This window comes from Streptococcus gingivalis, assembly GCF_035544715.1.
Taxonomy (GTDB): Bacteria; Bacillota; Bacilli; order Lactobacillales; family Streptococcaceae; genus Streptococcus; species Streptococcus gingivalis.
This window is the reverse complement of sequence record NZ_JAYKTO010000002.1, coordinates 589,285-606,736: the sequence shown is the minus strand read 5'-3', so window position 1 is coordinate 606,736 and position 17,452 is coordinate 589,285. Positions and strand designations below refer to the sequence as shown.

Here is a 17,452-nt window from a genome sequence, read left to right as displayed (position 1 = left end):
TAGTTATTTTAAAAGCAAGCTGTATACTAAGAGTGTAAAGAAAACAACTAGTCATTTGGACGAAGGAGAAAACCATGGAAAAAGTATTAGAAATTTCCCATTTGAGTAAAAAGTTCGGTCAACAATACGCCTTAAATGATGTGAATCTCACCATTCGCAAAGGCGACGTCTACGGACTCATCGGTAAGAACGGGGCTGGGAAAACCACCCTCATCAAGGTCATCACCCAACTGATTCAAGAAACGGACGGAAGCGTCTCTCTCTTTGCTTCCACGAATCGCTCCCAGTGGACGCAAGCCCTAAAACGGGTCGGATCCGTCATTGAAAGTCCCGTGGCCCACAAGCATATGACCGCTTATCAAAACCTGGTCTACTATTGCAAGGCTCGCCATATCCCCAATCCCGACCAGGTCATCAAAGAAACCTTAAACTATGTTGGCCTGAATAATACGGGTAAGAAGAAATTCCGTGATTTTTCACTAGGGATGAAACAACGGTTGGGAATTGCGATCGCGCTGATTGCCAAGCCCGACTTCCTCATTCTAGACGAACCCATCAATGGTCTCGATCCTGTCGGAATCAAGGAATTCCGTCAGATGATCAAGCGCCTCAACGATGAACTCGGCATGACCATCCTCATTTCCAGTCACATCCTCTCCGAACTTTATCTGGTTGCCAACCGCTTTGGCATTGTCGACCAAGGACGCCTGATCAAAGAAATTAGCAAGGCCGAATTCGAAGAACAAGGAGAAGACTACATCATCCTCAAGACTAGCCAGCTAGCCCTTGCCAGTCAACTGATTCAGGATCAACTCCATCACCGCATCAAGGTCATCGATAAGGATGGAGAAATCCATATCTTCGGACAGACTCACGATATTAAAGTCATTGTCAAAGCCCTCGTTCAAGCAGATATTGACGTGGACGAAATCTACTATGCCCGCCAAGATCTGGAAAAATTCTTTACGGACTTGGTAGACTAGTCAAACCACCGTCTTGTTTTACTTATCCCACATATTTCATTTAGGAGATTTATCATGTTGCATACCATTCAAGCAGATTTTTACAGACTTTTTCGCTCCAAAGGTTTTTGGATTACAGAAGCCATTCTCGTTCTCAACATCCTGTCTGGAGTCATCTTTGGAGCTACCGGCCACGTCGGCGTCAATACGGAATCCAAATTACCCCAAGCGACCGAAGTTTGGACAGGCTTTAAAGCCTTGACCAACTACTCTTCCAGCATCAGTGTGACCATCCTCTTTACCATTATTGTCATCACATTAGTCCTGGGGACAGACTTAACGCAAAACTTATATAAAAACAGCCTAGCCTATGGTGTTTCTCGCACCAGCTACTACTTTGCCAAAAGTGCTGTTGTCCTGACCATTGCGCTCTTCCAATTTCTCGTTTCTTATGGTCTCGTCTTCTTGATCGCGACCCTCTACAATGGACTTGGCACCATGCCAGAGCACTTCCTTGCTCATTTTGGACTGACCGTGCTGATTCAGTTCCTTTCCACCCTGGCTTGGGTCAGCATTATTTCCTTCCTCCTTTATGCCAGCCAATCCATCACCTTGGCCTTCGTTGGCTACTTCATTGGAAATATCTTCTTAAGCCTTCCTGCGCTCTTCTTTAAAGATATTGATATTCTCCACTATCTAAACTTGGAATTCCAATATTCCATGGTCCAAAGTACGACAGCGACGACCAACATCCTCTCGATCGCCCTTGGCTTCATCCTTATTTTCGGATTCCTAGGACTCGCTACCTTTAAACACAAAGATTTATAACAATAAGGCTTGACGATTGGTCAGGCCTTATATTGAAGACAAAGTAATTTTAGAAACTTTCCATAGGTGAGTACGGACGTCAGCGAACTTCAAAGAAGTTCCATGACTTAGTTTTGAGTCTAAGGCCTCAAAACTCCCGAGTGCCTGAAACTATTGTGTTTCAGGCACTTTTCTCACAGCGGAAAGTTTTAAATTTTCTTAAATGACTATAAATAAAATTCTTTTTTGAAAAGTATCTAGCTGTTTTAATGTAAAATAATAGTTTGTCTACATCTAAAGGCTTGAGCAGTGCTCAAGCCTTTTTTCTTAGTGTAATGGTCAAGATAAACCAGTCTGCCTCCGTTGCCAGTTGCAAGTCTCCCCCTAAGATCTCTACAAAATTTTGAATGATGTAGAGCCCTAAGCCAGAAGACTCTTCTGTATCCGACAGATTTTCAGAGTAGAAGCGACTAGCCAGTTGGTCTAAGTGCTGAATCGGTTGTTGCACAATATTGCGCAGCTCGACCCGAATCATGTCCGCGTCCGAGGTCAAGGTCAAGCGAGCCTGATCCTTTCCATGCTTGAGGACATTGCTGAGCATATTTTGCAAGAGGCGCTCCCAGAGCTCTGGATCCGTAGCATAATGAAGATGCTCCTCCATCTCCACTTCTAAGTCAATCCCCGCTTCAGACAAGCTATCATAATACTGGAACAACTGCTGGGTCAGGACTTGGCTGAGATCGACGTCTGAAATCCGAGGCTGAATGGCTCCCTCCATCAAGCGTCTGTATTCCAAGAGAGATTCCAGGCGTTTTGAGACGACTTGAAGATTGGAAGCAATTTTCTTCAGCTTTTCCTCCTCCTGCGTCCCACCCTTGATGATTTGTTGGGTATAGCCAGATGCAATGGTCAAAGGCGTCCGAATATCATGAGCAATATTACTGATGGCCATATCCAAGGTCTTTTTCTCTTGAAAGGCAATCCGATTGGTCCGCTCGATCTGATCAAAGAGATCACTGACCTGCTTGGTCAAGGTGACCAATTCTTTTTTTGAGACCTGAGAGGTCAGCCGTACCCCACTACCGCTTTGGAGCTTCTTTTGAATCTGCTCCTGCAAATCTTTGAGAGCAGAGAGTAGGCGAAGGTAGGCCAGTCCCAAGAGAAGGACAAGGACGACAAGAATTAGAACTAAAACCCACATTACTTGTCTCCTTTCAAGCGAACACCCAAGCCCCAGACCGTTTCAATATAGTCCTCATCTGGATCAATCTGGGCAATTTTCTTTCGGAGATTGCTCAGTTGGGCATTGAGGGTATTGTCACCAGGCAGATAGACTTCTTCCCAGACCGCCTCATACAATTCTTCCTTGGTAAAAATCTTCTTTGGATGCGCCAGCAAGGTCTCAAAAATTTGAAATTCTTTTTTGCCCAAGCGAAGCGTCTGTTCGCCGGACTCCAGTTCAAAGGTTTCTGGATTTAAGACCAAATTCTTAAAGGATAGCTTTTGCGACGCTTGAGATTCCTGTGCTACCGTCGTTTGATTTCTCAACTGCACCGTCACCCGAGCGGCTACTTCGTCCAGATTAAAGGGCTTGACAATATAATCATTGGCACCTGCAAGGAGATACTGGCTAATGAGGTGTTTGTCTCCAAGAGCCGTCATCATGATAACCGGTGTCTGACTGTGCAAACGGATCTCCTCCAGGACCTGGTCCCCATTTTTTCCTGGAAGCATGATATCCAGAAGGACTAAATCAACAGCTTCTTGCTGGAAGAGCCGTAGCCCTTCTGTACCCGAAAAGGCTTGAAGCACCTCATGGTCTTCACTTAAGAGACTATACAAAATTTCTTGGATATCATTATTGTCCTCGATTAATAAAACCCGTGCCACTTGCCTCACTCCTTTTTCATTTGAACTCCAAATCATTTCTATTCCCCTAGCCTATCAAATAAAAGCCCCTTCGTCAATGAAAATCTGATAAAATTCTATTGTCCCCAGGTAGATCTGCATGTTAGGTCATCACAAGATGAACTTGACGATCCTTTCTTTCAAAGGGTATAATAGGACCAATGACACAATAGGGAGACTCATCTATGAAAAATAATGCTAAAACTAAAATCAGTCTTGTATCCATCCTTGTCATCCTGGGCGTTGCTGCAAGAATGATGCGAGTCATCCACCGCCAGCAAATCAGGGAGCAAAACAGACAAACCATTCAAACGACTAAAAAGGTTGCAGAGTTTCAGAAAACACTAGACGAGGAAGAAACGAAGAAACGCAACGAAACCTTCAACAAGATTTATAATGAATCCCTTGTTCGGAATAAGTTTGAGAATTGGCAAAAAGTCGATGAACTCCATGGTTTGGGACAAAGAACTGGGCAATTTTATATCTATAACTTTGAAAAAAAAGAAGAGATTCTCTTAGAGAATACTGATCAAGCATTTGTTCTACCTATTCGAGACAAGAGTGATAACGTCACATTTCAGGCTATCTTTGCCCACAAGGACGGTCAGTGGCACATCATGAAGCCAGACGGAAGTTCTCAGTTGCAACTAGGAGCAGCCAACATTTCCGCTGAATCTAAGTTTGTCATCGAGAACAATGTCTTAGATTACGACCAGTAAATCCATAATGACTTGGCTTAACTACATACAAAAAGCTTAGGACCCCAGCTTGTGGTTGGGATTCTAAGCTTTTTCGTTTATAGGAGAGAGTCGGCCAGCAAGTACCGAAAACTTTTATTCAACAGAAGCCCCATTGGTCGCAATGACTTCTTTGTACCAATAGAAGGATTTCTTACGGGAGCGATCCAAGCTTCCCTTGCCTTCGTTGTCCCGGTCGACATAGATAAAACCGTAGCGCTTCTTCATTTCTCCTGTCCCGGCAGAGACCAGGTCAATACAGCCCCAAGTCGTATAGCCCCAGAGGACAACACCATCTTCATGGATGGCCTCCCGCATGGCCTTGATGTGGGCAGCCAGGTAATCAATCCGGTAGTCATCCTCAATCTCCCCGGCTTCATTTGGGGTATCAACGGCACCTAGTCCATTTTCTACGATAAAGAGAGGTTTTTGATAACGATCCCAGATGGTGTTCAGCGTAATGCGGAGACCAAGAGGGTCAATCTGCCAACCCCATTCTGAGCTTTCTAGGTAGGGATTCTTCAGAGAGGCAAAGATATTGCCCGCTGTTTTTTCCCTTTCAGCTGGATCCCCTGAAGCGACCCGACTGGCATAGTAGGAGAAGGAAATAAAGTCAACTGTATGGTCTTTCAACAATTGAAGGTCCTGTTCCGTCATCTCGACCGTGATCCCCTGATGCTCCCACTCTTTCTTGGCATAGTTAGGGTATTCCCCACGCGCCTGCACATCGATAAAGAAATAGTTCTTGCGGTCTTCTTCTAGACCAGCCCAGACATCTCGCGGAGCACAGGTATGCGGATAGTTTTGCCCAGCTGCCAACATACAGCCCACCTTATTGTTCGGATCAATCTCATGGGCTAGCTTGGTAGCAATGGCTGAAGCGACCAACTCATGGTGAGCTGCTTGGTATTTGACTTGCTCTTCATTCTCCCCTTCTTCAAAGCAAAGGCCCGCTCCCATAAAAGGCGCATGAAGGATCATATTGATCTCATTAAAGGTCAGCCAGTAGTTGACCAAGCCCTTATAGCGAGTGAAGAGGGTTCGGCAGAGACGTTCATAACATTTCAACATCTTGCGACTACGCCAGCCACCATACTCAGTAATCAAATGCATGGGGCAGTCAAAGTGGGTAATGGTCACCAAGGGTTCAATGTCATACTTGTGGCACTCCTTAAAGAGATCTTCATAGAACTGTAAACCCGCTTCGTTTGGCTCCAATTCATCCCCTTTTGGGAAGATCCGAGACCAGGCAATGGACAAGCGATAAGTTTTAAAGCCCATTTCCCCAAAGAGGGCAATGTCTTCCTTGTAGCGATGGTACATATCAATGCCATCTTTAGCCGGGTAAAAATAGCCCTCTTCAAAGTCGAACATCTTTTTCTGACCCGTAATAATCGCATGACGATCAGGCCCAATCGGTACCACATCCACATTGGCCAAGCCACGACCATCTTCATTATAAGCTCCCTCACACTGGTTTGCAGCCGTCGCTCCACCCCAAAGGAAACCATCTGGAAATTGAAGTTTGTCGGTCATCTCTCTACCTCACTTGATTTGATAGTTCTATTATACCCTTCTCTAACCCAAAAGTCTTACAAGATCCTAGGAAAAACCGAACCTATTCTAAGGTAACGATCGCTTTCATGCAACACAAAAAGACCGGATGACTCCGATCTTTTAATAGTTCATATTCTGTTTTAAGAATAATTATGGTTAACTTCAAATGACTAAGCGCCCTTATTTCATTCTATAAAAATCAATGACTAGACCAGCAGGGCCTTTAACTAATAAGGACTCTGTTCCCCAATCCGTTTCACAAGGACCGTTTAAAACCTGAATACCTAGCTCTTTCAATCGTTTGTAGTTCTGGTCTACATCTTCAACCTCGATATGAAGAATGATTCCTGACTGAAAGTTTTCCAAAGGAACCAAATGATTTTGGGACAACATGAGACAGTGACTGCCAATCGTGAACTGAGCAAAACTGTCGTCAACATAATCGGCTTTTTTATCCAAAATACGCTCCAAGCTAGCACAAACTTGGGTAACATTTGAAACGATAATATCTAATTGATTTAAATTCATTTCTTATTCTCCACAAAAAGACCGGATTACTCCGATCTTTCAAGTTTCTCTCTATGAAAATCAATGAATAAACAAGGCATCGAACCGCAGGCAGTACTGGAGTACGGCAAGGTGAAGATAACGCAGTTTATTCTTTGATTTTCGACGAGAAGAATTATTTGATTGCGCGTGATTGCAACCCTTCTTCTTCCAAGAAGAGGCGGAATGGTACGAGTTCTTCTGCTTCGTATTTTTCCTTGAAGGCTTTGATAGCTTCTTCTGAGTGTTGTTTTGGATCCAACTCAAGAACTTCTACTGGAAGTGGACGATGTGGAGTGATGCGAGCATCGATGACAACTGTCTTACCTTCTTTGTTCAATTTAACAGCTTCTGCAACAACAGCATCAATATCTTCGATACGGTCAACTGTATATCCAATAGCTCCTTGAGCTTCAGCGATTTTCGCATAGTCAGCATTAGGGAAGTCACAACCAAACAAGTGTTTGTTTGTGTCTTCGTATTTGTCCTTGATGAAGGCATATTTACCATTTGAGAAAACAACGTTGATAACTGGAAGGTCGTATTGAACGTTTGTGATAACGTCTGGGTAGCACATGTTGAAGGCTCCGTCACCCATGATGTTCCATACTTGGCGATCTGGATTGTCTTTCTTAGCAGCAATACCACCAGGAAGGGCAATACCCATTGTCGCAAAGAGTGGAGATGTACGCCACATGTTCTTAGGTGTCATGTGAAGGTGACGAGTAGATGTTTGAGTAGTGTCACCTACGTCGATTGAGTAGATAGCGTCTTGATCAGCATGTTTGTTGATTGCATTGTAAACTTGATACAATTGCAATTCACCCTCAGTTTTACCTTCGAGTTTGTTCATATAATCACGCCAGTTTTGGTTGTTCTTCACGTTTGCACGCCACCATGGAGTAGACTCAACTGGATTCACTTTATCAAGGATTGCTTTGGCTGCTTGACCTGCATCACCAAGGATTGAAGCGTCTAGGGCATGACGTTTACCAAGTTTGTAAGGGTCGATATCCACTTGGATGAATTTTTCAGTGTTCTTAAATGCTTCGTATACTTCAGCAAATGGGAAGTTTGAACCAAGGAAAAGAACTGTGTCTGCTTCAAAGACCACTTCGTTGGCTGGTTTCCAACCAACACGGTAAGCAGAACCTGTCAATCCTTCATAGTTCCATTCGAAGGCTTCAAAGTTTTTACCAGTTGTAATGATTGGTGCTTTAATCTTGCGTGACAATTCAGTGATGACATCACCCGCACCAACTCCACCGAAACCAGCGTAGATCACTGGACGTTCAGCGTTGTTCAAGATTTCAACAGCTTTATCGATTTCCACTTCGTTCAAGGCAGGAGCGATAAAGTGACGTTCATAAGAACCTGATCCGTAGTAAGAGTTTTCGTCAATTTCTTGGAAACCAAAGTTTACTGGAATTTCAACAACGGCTGGACCTTTTTTAGAAACGGCAGCACGGCAAGCTTCGTCGATTACTTTTGGTAATTGTTCTGCGTAAGCTACACGTTTGTTGTATACAGCGATACCGTTGTACATTGGGTTTTGGTTCAATTCTTGGAAGGCATCCAAGTTCAATTCGTTAACTGGACGTGATCCAAGGATAGCAAGGAATGGAGTGTTATCCATAGCTGCATCGTAAACACCATTGATCAAGTGAGTCGCACCAGGTCCACCTGAACCAACTGCAACCCCGATAGAGCCACCAAATTTAGCTTGCATAACCGCTGCAAGAGCACCTGTTTCTTCGTGGCGAACTTGCAAGAAACGGATATCTTTGTCTTCAGCCAAAGCGTCCATGAGTGAGCTAAGTGTTCCTGATGGGATCCCGTAGATGGTATCTACGCCCCATGTTTTCAATACGTTAAGCATTGCTGCAGATGCAGTAATTTTCCCTTGAGTCATTCTAACTCTCCTTTAAATCTATTTTGATCCTTTAAAATGCAGCATAGCGCTTCTACTTCATCTTTGCGATCATCTCGCCTTGAAAATGAGTTTTTTCTGACTTTTCTCATGAAAACGATTTACAAAACGATTACAGTATTAATTTATCACAAAGAGATTCACATGTATAAGGATCTGCTCAGAGATGCTCAATCCCTATTCCATAACAGATGCTCTTTTTGAGAAATTTTCACAAACTATCCTACAATAGGGTATTATACTATATTTTCTTACCCTCTATTTTCCCTTAGAGCTGTAAGGAATGATAAAAAAGTACTACAGCATGCTGTAGTACTCAAATTGATGGCAAAGTATTTTTAAAAAAACTTTCCTTAGGTGAGTACGGACGTCAGCGAACTTCTTCGAAGTTCCATGACTTAGTTTTGAGCCTAAGGTCTCAAAACTACCGAGTGCTTGAAATGATAATGTTTCAAGCACTTTTCTCACGGCGGAAAGTTTTCTGTATTTTCTTGATTCAATCTAAAAATTGGAACTTATTTTACTTTATTCGTTGAATCGCTTAACTTATATTACTTAAAAAAGTTTGACTACGTTCTAATCGCTACTGCATACTGTATCACTTCTTATTTTCATTAATCAATCTTTGCGACATTGAGGAGCAGCGAGCTGGTCAAAACAGACAAAGAACTAAGGGCCATGGCAAGACCTGCTAGTTCTGGATTGAGGGTCAATCCCAGTCCTACAAAGACTCCAGCAGCAATTGGAATCCCAAGGATATTGTAGATAGAGGCCCAGAAGAGATTGAGTAAGATGCGACGGAAGGTCTTTTGACTCATGTCAAAGGCGCGCACAACGCCAAGCAAATCATTTTGCGTGAGCACGATGCCACCGGACTCGATCGCAATATCCGTTCCAGATCCCATGGCAATTCCAACATCTGCAATAGAGAGAGCTGGAGCATCATTGATCCCATCTCCAACAAAGGCTACCTTACTACTTTCTTGCAGTTTTTGGATGGCGCTAGCTTTTTCTTGAGGAAGGACATCAGCAATGACGGTGTCAATTCCCACTTGCTTAGCAATAGCTTGGGCCACCCGTTCATTATCCCCTGTTAACATGACCGTTTTCAAGCCCCGTTCTTTGAGCTTTTTGATCGCTTCTTTTGAGCTGGCCTTCGGAGCATCTTGAATGGCAATCAAGCCAATCACTTGCCCATCCACAGACAAACTGATCACTGTTTTGGCCTGCTCTTGCAAGTCTACCATCCGTTTTTCAAGCTCCGGATCCATCGCTGCCCCGTCATGAAGTTTGCCATTTCCCAAGGTCACCAACTGCTGGTCGATCTGACCTTGGACCCCTTTTCCTTCAATCGCTTGGAAGTTTTCCACAGGGGATAACACCAAACCTTTTTCTTCTGCTTGGGATAACACCGCTTGGGCTAGTGGATGTTCTGAAAAAGTTTCAAGACTAGCAGCCAGTGTCAAGACACGCGCTTCATCTCCTACAACATCGGTTACAAGGGGTTGGCCAATGGTAATAGTCCCTGTCTTATCAAACACAACGGTTTGAATCTTTTGCACTTCTTGAAGAACTGTTCCATTTTTAATCAGAACCCCCATCTTGGCACTACGGCCGGTTCCGACCATCAGGGCTGTTGGGGTTGCTAAACCAAGGGCACAAGGACAGGCAATAATGAGGACAGAGACTGCATAGAGCATGGCCTCTTGGAGCGACGCGCCCAGAAGCACGGACCAAACCCAGAAAGTCGCAATGGCCAAAATCGTCACCACTGGAACAAAGATACCTGAAATCTTATCCGTCAAATCTTGAATAGGAGCACGACTGGATTGGGCCATTTTGACAAAGTCCACAATTTGAGATAAGAGGGTCTCACTACCGACTTTTTCAGCCTTAAAGAGAATGGTCCCATTGCTGTTGATAGTGGAGCCGATAACTGCATCACCAACTGATTTTTCCACAGGCAAGCTTTCACCTGTCACCATCGACTCATCAATGGTCGTACTTCCTTCTACAATCGTCCCATCAACCGCGATCTTTTCCCCAGGACGGACCCGAATCAAGTCACCAATTTGGATATCTTCTGCCGCCACCTCGACATAGTTCCCATCACGGAGAACTTGAGCCGTTTTTGCCTGCAAATCCAACAACTTTTCCACAGCCTCGGAGGCATTGTTACGCATCCGTTCTTCAAAGATTTGCCCTAAGAGGATAAAGAAGATGATAAAACCCGCAGCCTCGAAGTATACCGGTTGACCAGTAAAAAGGGCAAATACACTATAGACATAGGCTACCAGGGTTCCAAGAGCTACCAAGGTATCCATATTGGAATGGTGCTTCTTAAATGAGGCCCAGGCACTCTTGATAAAAGGAACTCCTGCTACCAACATGATCGGCGTTGTCGCTAGAAAAGTCCCCCAGCGACTGACTGAATGGGAGACAAATCCTGCCATCATCCCGATCATCAAGATCAATAAAGGAAGAGTAAAGATACTAGTAATCCAAAAGCGACCCAGTAAACCTAAGACACGACGGCGTTTTTCCACAACCGTGTAGGAACCCTTTTGCATCTTCATTCCACATGAAAACTCGAAGTCCCCTGTTTCTGTCGGGGTAAAGGATATCACCTTATCCACACCGACTTCCAAAGGCTCTAAAATCCCCTGATCTTCAAATAAAATTTCCTTGTAACAGCCGGAAGGATTGACCCGATGGAAGGTGATTTCAGCAGGGATCCCTTTTTGAAGTTGAAATTCCTTTGGACTATAGCCTTTTTCTGCTGTAATACGGATCTTTTGCACTCCGTTTTCCACAACTGCTTTTTGTTTTTCTACCATACCTACTCCTTTATTCCACAATCATGTGACCATGCATCATGTTCATTCCACATGAATACCCATATTCGCCCGCTTTTTCTGGCGTAATTTCAATGACATGTTTTTCACCTAAAGGCAAATCTTCATGAACGCCAAAATCTGGAAAGATCACTTGAGCCAGACATGAAGATGGATCCTTGCGATTAAAGATGATCCGGGCTGGAACATTCTTTTTCAGGACAATGGTTTCAGGCGAATAGCCCCCCATGACTTCGACTTCAATTTCTTGATAACCTGATTTCTGACGAGCGTGGCCGCTTACCTTTTCATGCTCTGCAAAGAACCACCAAGCAATAAAAGCAACCAAAAGTAAACAAACAATACTAATCAACAATCCAAACATGGAATTTCCTTCTTTCTATTACATACAATTGCAAGGGACTGTTTCGACAGCCTCTGCTTTCTTTTCTTCCAGGACCTGCTGCAGCTGATTAAGATCTGCAAGCGTAAAGTCACTCTCCTGAATCAATTTTTCAAGCACCTGGACAATTCTTTTTGAGCAAACCTTGTCTTTCACATCCTCAACCACCAAGTCTAAACTCTGGTCCTGCTTCAACAAAGCCGAGTAGACAAAGGCTTTGCCTGATTTTTCTCTGGTCAGACAGCCTTTCTCCACCAAGCGGGTCAAGAGGGTCTTGATAGTCGACTTCGACCAGTCAAAGCGCTCGGACAAGACGGCGATCAAATCCGTGCTGGTCTGCTTGCCTTCCATCCAGATAATCTTCATGACGCGCCATTCCGCATTGGAAATTTGCATGGCTTCTCCTTTCTGAATCTACATTTGTAAATCTTATGATGCTATTTTACACCTAAGATTTACATTTGTCAACCAAAAGTTTTTAAAAAAACAAATCTTCCTTTGAAGATTTGTCTGGTTGGGCTTTTTTCGCTCCTATTTTTGTCTCTATAATGTCTCCTGCAGAGCTTGGGCTAGGATGCGGTAACCTGCTACACTTAAATGGAGGCCATCAGTCGTATAGGCTTCTGCCAACTGCCCCTTTTCATCCAATAAAGACGAATACACATCGACATAGCTGACCTGGTGGTAGGCCTGGGCCAATTCTTGATAGGCTTGATTGAGGGCTTGAATTTTTTCATTGGTCCGCACATAGACCTTTTGCTTGTAGCGCTCTTCTTGACTCACCGGTAGAACCGAGATCAGGTTGATGTGGGTCAGCGGAAAGTCCCGCATGATCGCTTGTAAGACCGCTTCTAGATTGTCCAAGGTTTCCTTTTGAGGAATTTCTTTTCCGATATCATTGGTCCCGATCAAGAGAAAGATCTGATCCACCGCCGTTCCAAAGACATGGGCGTCTAGATGCTCACGAAGGAGATCCGTCTTATAGCCTCGCACTCCTCGATTGACCATGTGTTTGGGACTTTGTAATAGTTCATGAATGGGGAAATACTCCACGATAGAGTCTCCGATAAAGATCAAACCAGGCTCCTTCAGAGGGGCTTGATTGAGCTCCCGATAGGTTGTTACGATCTTCTCCTGCTCCTTTAAGAGCCAGTCTTCTAACAGTTGTACCGCCATCTATTTCTCTCCCTTCACTTGTTCCCAGGGGGTCAATCCTAGATACTCTTCGATCACCTGGTAGACACCGCCTTCCTGATGGCTCGGTGCTAGGTGTTTGGCAACAGCCTTGACAGCTTCTTCTGCATTGGCCACCGCATAGGAGTGAGCAGCCATTTCAAGCATTTCGATGTCGTTTCCACTATCCCCAAAGGCCATGACCTGACTAGCATCAAGCCGCCATTTCTCCATTAATTGAGCCAGTCCCCAAGCCTTGTGAATACCTGCTTGTAAGAGATCCATGCTGCCGAAACCGCTCGAAACCGCCATGAGCTGATCTCCAAAAGCCTGTTGGACTTCCTGACTCACTTGATCAAGACGATCCAAGCCAACCACCAAGCTCATTTTAAGCACCTGGTCAAACAAATCGGCTGTCAATTCCGGAACAAACTTCATTCGCTTGTACAAGGCTTCAATCACTTCCGGCTGCATGAATTTTTCAACTTCTGTAAAGACCGTTCCTTCCTTGACAAAGCCACCATTGACAGCTGATACAACCAACTGATCTGAAATTTCCCGGCCCTTAAAATAAGCAAGGACCGCCTCCACCAATTCCCGATCCCAGAATTTTCCTAGAACCATCTGGTCATTCTCAAAAATCCGAGCTCCGTTGGCGACGACCAGGGTCACCCGCTTGACCAAGGGACCCAAGAGCTGGCGCATGCGATGGATTTCATTTCCCGTCGCAATGACAAAGCGAATCCCTTTTTGATCCAAGTGGTCCAAAAGCCTTTCCAGACGCGGAAGGTCCACCTCTCCTCGTTCATCTAATAAGGTTCCATCCATATCTGTTGCAATCAACTTAATCATACAATCTAACCTTTTCCCTTTCATAGGGTGCAAACTATCTGTTCCCATTATACCACAGATCAAGCAAGTCAAAACCACCCGTGAAAACAGGTGGTTTACTTTTAGTCTGAAAGTTGCTACTAAAGACCAAGTGATATCATAAATATAATCCCTTTTCTACACTTTCCTGAACCAACTCTTCCGTCAGTTTCCATAACGCTTTGGACTCACTTTTTATAAATTTTTTCTTTTCTAATACCATCTCTGAACGGATATGATCAGGATTATAATTTACTTCTGACACTTCCAAGTGATTGATCAGTGGTACCAAAGCGTCAATCACTCTTGCATATCTTGCCTCAGGACTCTGCCCTTTTTCAAACTCCAACCACGAATTTTTCATATTCAAATAGGTTGCTTCTGGAAGGAGGCTCATTGTTTTTTCTATAGATGCTAGCTCTCTATCATGAGCATGAACCTTTTTTTCATCATCAAACACCCAAGTATCTCCGGCATAAATCTCACCTAAATCATGAATCAATAACAGAAACATGACCTTTTCCATATTCAATTTTTCAGGATAATAATCTTGAAAAACCATCGCAGCTACCGCACCCTGCCAGGAATGCTCGGCACTATTTTCAAACCGTCCATCAAGGGTTCTATTAAACCTTGTTACCGACTTTAATTTCTCGATTTCTTTAATAAATTCAACTGTATGATTCAAATCACTCATGGCGACTCCAACCTCCCTATTCGAAATTATGACTATCATACCAAAAATCAGGGCTTCCATAAATTACTTCCCATATTTGCAAAAAGAAAATGTCCCTCCTTTTCGGAGCATCTTCATTTTTCTAACAAGACTACATGGGCAAGCAAAAAAGCTAATCATTCTTTACCGGTTAGCTTTAGAATGAGACAAACTATTTTAAAGTAAAATAAGTCAATCGATTCTAAAAGTAAGTAAAAACGAGTTCCTATTTTTAGAATGAATCAAGAAAATACAAAAACTTTCCGCTGTGAGAAAAGTGCCTGAAACAATACGTTTCAGGCACTCGGAATTATTGAGAGTAAAACAGTTTGGGAAACTGTTTTAGCCTGAGCCCAGAAATTAAAGAGCGAAGGGGCTCAATACAAATTGAACAAGGGCTGCGGATTGTGTCAAAAAGATAAGTTCTCCTAGAATCGAAAGATTCTGCGTCAAACTTCCTATTTTGACTTTATCCGCAGACGCCCTCTGTATCTTAATTTAGTCATGGAACTTCTACGAAAGTTCGCTGACGTCCGTATTCACCTAAGGAAAGTTTTTAATATGACTTTGTCTTAAATCTGAAGCTACTGCTTAGCTTCTATTTTTCACCCAACAAAGGCCCAAATAATGGCAATCAGCACTGCAGGCAGGAGATTAGCGACCTTGATTCGTTTGCCCCAGATGAGGTTGATCCCAACACAGAGAATGAGGCTGGAGCCAACCAGTGAGAGATTAGACAGGGCTTGTGGGGTCATGATCGGTGCGATCAAATGGGCCAACAGCGTAATCACCCCCTGAAAGATCACGAGTGGAACCACCGCAAAGATCGCACCCTTTCCTTTTGAAACGGTCAAAACCAAAACGATGACCATATCCAGAATAGCCTTGGCCAACAAAGTCGAGGTGTCGCCTGTCAGGCCATCCTGGACAGCTCCGACTACCGCCATAGCCCCGATACAAATGGTCAAGGCCGTGGTCATAAAGGCATCAACAAAGCTGGAATCGCCTTGGTTGCCCGTCTTTTCCTTCAGCCAGCTTCCCAGGCGCTCAAAACCCTCCTCAATCTTCAAGAGTTCCCCGATAACGGTCCCGATTACTAGACTCAGAATCAACATCATACTGCCGTGACTCTCCACATGACTTCCATGCACCACCAGCATCTTTTCCAAGGTCCCTGCGATGCCCAAGACAAAAACAGCAACTCCTGTCACTTTCAGAAGGGTCTCATGAAAATCTTCTGATAAACGTTGACCGATGAGCAGTCCTAAAAGCCCACCAAATACAACTCCTAAGGCATTATAAAAGGTCCCTAAACCGATCATTTACAAACTCCTTCGTTCATTTTTCATTCTTTTTCAATTTCTTTTAAAGACCAGTGTCCCGTCTCTTCATACTGGTCAATCAAGTCCTTGGCTGTTTGCGTAATCTCCTCTGGATAATGCAAGCTTTCTAGAGTATTGACCGCATTTTTGGTCACCGCTGACCCTGGCTTGATCTGGTAGTCAAAGACGATCTTGCCATCCACATAGCGACTGTCAAAATGGTAATTATCATTGACTTCACCGGAGGCTGCGACCAGCTCAATATCGTGACTGGAAATCATGTAGAGGCAGTTTTGGGCAGCCAACCAGCGGACAATCCCAAGACCTGATCCGATCCGCTCGATGGTATTGGTCCCCTTAAAGAGCTCGTCAATAAAGAAGTAGTGAAAGCCAGACTTCTTCAGATGCTGAATCATACGTAAAATAGCTTTACTTTCAGTGATGAAGTAACTATCTCCAACTTCAATGTCATCGCTCACATCCATAGCCGTTAGCACATGACCATAGGGAAGGGCTAATTTTTCTCCATAGGCAAAGCCTAATCCTTGAGCCAGAATGGCATTGATGGCGACGGTTTTCAGGTAGGTCGATTTCCCGGACGCATTGTCCCCACTGATGACCATATTTTTTTGAAAATGCACATCATTCGCAATCGGATTGGATAGCAAGGGATGATAGAGCGTCTCACCCTCAATGCCACCCGTTTCCGTAAAGACTGGCTGGCAAACCACTTCTAGATCCCGCTTATGGCGCAAGAGGCTAATAGCGACTTCCATCTCCCCTAGCAGATCCAGAAGCTTCTGGGCCTCTTTTTGATGAGCTTTCACCTGATTGTAAATATAAACCTGAGCGATCTGTGGGAGTAAAAAGAGGACGTTTAGGTAGAGGAGAATAATTTCCATCTCAGAAGTCCCCGTTGGACTCTGCAAGACACTGGCAAGGATCCGCGTTTTCTTAAAGGGTTTGACCGCTTGCTTTAGTTCTTCTTGTTGTGGCAAGGCTAGATGGCTCAAGCGTTCTGCCGAAGCAAAGATGCGGACCAAATAGCTAACATTGTCCAGACGGATTTTATTGGACCAATTGCGCAAACTCGAAAAGACGATATTAAAGACCACACTGATCACCAAGAGGGTAATGGCCCCGACTGGCTCAAAGGGGATGGCAAAGAGACAGAAGATTGGAAGACAGGCCAAGGCTAGATAGAGGGGCAAACCTGCATAATGCTTGCCTGGATTTGCGACAATGCTACGCGCCATGTTGTGGTTCTTCTTGCCCAGTTGGTTGAAAATAACCTGGACCTTGAGGCGCAAATCCGGATGCTCTTCAAAGAAGGCTTCTAAGTCATGAAGCTGGTCCTGAAGCTGGAATTCCAGCAGGCGCATGTTTTGATAGAGAGCTTCTGCCCCAAGGCTCGATTGGGTATAGTTGAGCTGATCAAAGACCGCTTCCAAAGCCAAATCATGCCAGGTCTGATCATCCACTTGGCTATCGATCGTCTTTCCCTTAGACGGATAAGCCAGGCTGTCTATCAAACTTTCTTCTGTATCTTTCTTGCGAAAGAAAGGCGCTCCATCCCAAGCCTTCTTCAGCTTTTGCTTGAGACGGATGGCCGTAAGAAATTTGGTTGCCCAAATCACCACGATCAATCCTAGGATCCCAAGCGAGATCCAGTTCACATTTCCTTCCAT

General features: G+C 44.2%; 16 protein-coding genes. 3 read left to right on the top strand and 13 right to left on the bottom strand.

Features of this window, described 5'->3' with window-relative positions:
* Nucleotides 1-74 precede the first annotated feature (74 nt).
* Together SM122_RS09395 and SM122_RS09390 are read left to right on the top strand one after the other, a co-directional pair.
* The gene (locus tag SM122_RS09395; protein WP_049471876.1) at nucleotides 75-983 is read left to right on the top strand and encodes an ABC transporter ATP-binding protein; all 909 of its coding nucleotides are present in this window, start codon (nucleotides 75-77) and stop codon (nucleotides 981-983) included.
* Nucleotides 984-1,037: 54 nt separating this feature from the next.
* Nucleotides 1,038-1,790: an ABC transporter permease gene (locus SM122_RS09390; RefSeq protein WP_125826594.1), complete on the top strand. Its 753-nt coding sequence runs from the start codon at nucleotides 1,038-1,040 to the stop codon at nucleotides 1,788-1,790.
* A gap of 292 nt (nucleotides 1,791-2,082) precedes the next feature.
* On the opposite strand, the gene SM122_RS09385 is transcribed toward SM122_RS09390, so the two are convergent.
* Together SM122_RS09385 and SM122_RS09380 are read right to left on the bottom strand one after the other, a co-directional pair.
* Nucleotides 2,083-2,970, bottom strand: coding sequence for a sensor histidine kinase (locus SM122_RS09385; protein WP_195326687.1), 888 nt, complete (start codon nucleotides 2,968-2,970; stop codon nucleotides 2,083-2,085).
* Nucleotides 2,970-3,659 carry a response regulator transcription factor gene (locus tag SM122_RS09380; RefSeq protein WP_195326686.1) on the bottom strand — a complete coding sequence of 230 codons (690 nt, stop codon included), beginning with the start codon at nucleotides 3,657-3,659 and terminating at the stop codon, nucleotides 2,970-2,972. The genes SM122_RS09385 and SM122_RS09380 overlap by 1 nt, the downstream gene beginning before the upstream one ends.
* Before the next feature lie 203 nt (nucleotides 3,660-3,862).
* Here SM122_RS09380 and SM122_RS09375 point away from each other — a divergent pair, with 203 nt between their 5' ends.
* Entirely contained in the window at nucleotides 3,863-4,396 is a 534-nt protein-coding gene (locus SM122_RS09375) for a hypothetical protein (protein WP_070586881.1), read from the top strand.
* A 114-nt stretch (nucleotides 4,397-4,510) separates the two neighbouring features.
* Here the strand turns inward: SM122_RS09375 and SM122_RS09370 are convergent, their stop codons facing one another.
* The 11 genes from SM122_RS09370 to SM122_RS09320 all read right to left on the bottom strand — a co-directional run bounded on the left by SM122_RS09370 (nucleotide 4,511) and on the right by SM122_RS09320 (nucleotide 17,452).
* On the bottom strand, nucleotides 4,511-5,950 hold the full coding sequence (locus tag SM122_RS09370; protein ID WP_324738281.1) for a 6-phospho-beta-glucosidase: 1,440 nt from the start codon (nucleotides 5,948-5,950) through the stop codon (nucleotides 4,511-4,513).
* Between the two features lie 201 nt (nucleotides 5,951-6,151).
* Nucleotides 6,152-6,499, bottom strand: a complete 348-nt coding sequence (locus tag SM122_RS09365) for a VOC family protein (protein ID WP_195326685.1) — start codon at nucleotides 6,497-6,499, stop codon at nucleotides 6,152-6,154.
* 154 nt (nucleotides 6,500-6,653) lie between these two features.
* Nucleotides 6,654-8,429, bottom strand: a complete 1,776-nt coding sequence (gene spxB, locus SM122_RS09360; RefSeq protein ID WP_129824934.1) for a pyruvate oxidase — start codon at nucleotides 8,427-8,429, stop codon at nucleotides 6,654-6,656.
* Nucleotides 8,430-9,061: 632 nt separating this feature from the next.
* The gene (locus SM122_RS09355; RefSeq protein WP_229042330.1) at nucleotides 9,062-11,284 is read right to left on the bottom strand and encodes a heavy metal translocating P-type ATPase; all 2,223 of its coding nucleotides are present in this window, start codon (nucleotides 11,282-11,284) and stop codon (nucleotides 9,062-9,064) included.
* Nucleotides 11,285-11,294: 10 nt separating this feature from the next.
* Nucleotides 11,295-11,666 carry a cupredoxin domain-containing protein gene (locus SM122_RS09350; RefSeq protein ID WP_009731652.1) on the bottom strand — a complete coding sequence of 124 codons (372 nt, stop codon included), beginning with the start codon at nucleotides 11,664-11,666 and terminating at the stop codon, nucleotides 11,295-11,297.
* An 18-nt stretch (nucleotides 11,667-11,684) separates the two neighbouring features.
* A complete protein-coding gene (locus SM122_RS09345) occupies nucleotides 11,685-12,080 on the bottom strand; it encodes a CopY/TcrY family copper transport repressor (protein WP_195326683.1) in 396 nt (131 codons plus the stop codon).
* Between the two features lie 147 nt (nucleotides 12,081-12,227).
* Entirely contained in the window at nucleotides 12,228-12,860 is a 633-nt protein-coding gene (locus SM122_RS09340) for an SGNH/GDSL hydrolase family protein (RefSeq protein ID WP_195326682.1), read from the bottom strand.
* Complete coding sequence (locus SM122_RS09335) at nucleotides 12,861-13,709, bottom strand: Cof-type HAD-IIB family hydrolase (RefSeq protein ID WP_195326681.1); 849 nt, start codon at nucleotides 13,707-13,709, stop codon at nucleotides 12,861-12,863.
* Between the two features lie 136 nt (nucleotides 13,710-13,845).
* Nucleotides 13,846-14,424 (bottom strand): HD domain-containing protein, encoded by a 579-nt coding sequence (locus SM122_RS09330; protein ID WP_155170328.1) that lies wholly within the window; start codon nucleotides 14,422-14,424, stop codon nucleotides 13,846-13,848.
* Between the two features lie 623 nt (nucleotides 14,425-15,047).
* A complete protein-coding gene (locus SM122_RS09325) occupies nucleotides 15,048-15,764 on the bottom strand; it encodes a DUF554 domain-containing protein (protein ID WP_155170224.1) in 717 nt (238 codons plus the stop codon).
* Between the two features lie 23 nt (nucleotides 15,765-15,787).
* Nucleotides 15,788-17,452, bottom strand: coding sequence for a MutS-related protein (locus SM122_RS09320; protein WP_195326680.1), 1,665 nt, complete (start codon nucleotides 17,450-17,452; stop codon nucleotides 15,788-15,790).

Coding starts and splice junctions, on each gene's coding strand:
- SM122_RS09395 (WP_049471876.1), top strand. CDS start 75: ATGGAAAAAGTATTAGAAATTTCCCATTTGAGTAAAAAGTTCGGTCAA.
- SM122_RS09390 (WP_125826594.1), top strand. CDS start 1,038: ATGTTGCATACCATTCAAGCAGATTTTTACAGACTTTTTCGCTCCAAA.
- SM122_RS09385 (WP_195326687.1), bottom strand. CDS start 2,970: ATGTGGGTTTTAGTTCTAATTCTTGTCGTCCTTGTCCTTCTCTTGGGA.
- SM122_RS09375 (WP_070586881.1), top strand. CDS start 3,863: ATGAAAAATAATGCTAAAACTAAAATCAGTCTTGTATCCATCCTTGTC.
- SM122_RS09370 (WP_324738281.1), bottom strand. CDS start 5,950: ATGACCGACAAACTTCAATTTCCAGATGGTTTCCTTTGGGGTGGAGCG.
- SM122_RS09365 (WP_195326685.1), bottom strand. CDS start 6,499: ATGAATTTAAATCAATTAGATATTATCGTTTCAAATGTTACCCAAGTT.
- spxB (WP_129824934.1), bottom strand. CDS start 8,429: ATGACTCAAGGGAAAATTACTGCATCTGCAGCAATGCTTAACGTATTG.
- SM122_RS09355 (WP_229042330.1), bottom strand. CDS start 11,284: ATGGTAGAAAAACAAAAAGCAGTTGTGGAAAACGGAGTGCAAAAGATC.
- SM122_RS09350 (WP_009731652.1), bottom strand. CDS start 11,666: ATGTTTGGATTGTTGATTAGTATTGTTTGTTTACTTTTGGTTGCTTTT.
- SM122_RS09345 (WP_195326683.1), bottom strand. CDS start 12,080: ATGCAAATTTCCAATGCGGAATGGCGCGTCATGAAGATTATCTGGATG.
- SM122_RS09340 (WP_195326682.1), bottom strand. CDS start 12,860: ATGGCGGTACAACTGTTAGAAGACTGGCTCTTAAAGGAGCAGGAGAAG.
- SM122_RS09335 (WP_195326681.1), bottom strand. CDS start 13,709: ATGATTAAGTTGATTGCAACAGATATGGATGGAACCTTATTAGATGAA.
- SM122_RS09330 (WP_155170328.1), bottom strand. CDS start 14,424: ATGAGTGATTTGAATCATACAGTTGAATTTATTAAAGAAATCGAGAAA.
- SM122_RS09325 (WP_155170224.1), bottom strand. CDS start 15,764: ATGATCGGTTTAGGGACCTTTTATAATGCCTTAGGAGTTGTATTTGGT.
- SM122_RS09320 (WP_195326680.1), bottom strand. CDS start 17,452: ATGGAAGGAAATGTGAACTGGATCTCGCTTGGGATCCTAGGATTGATC.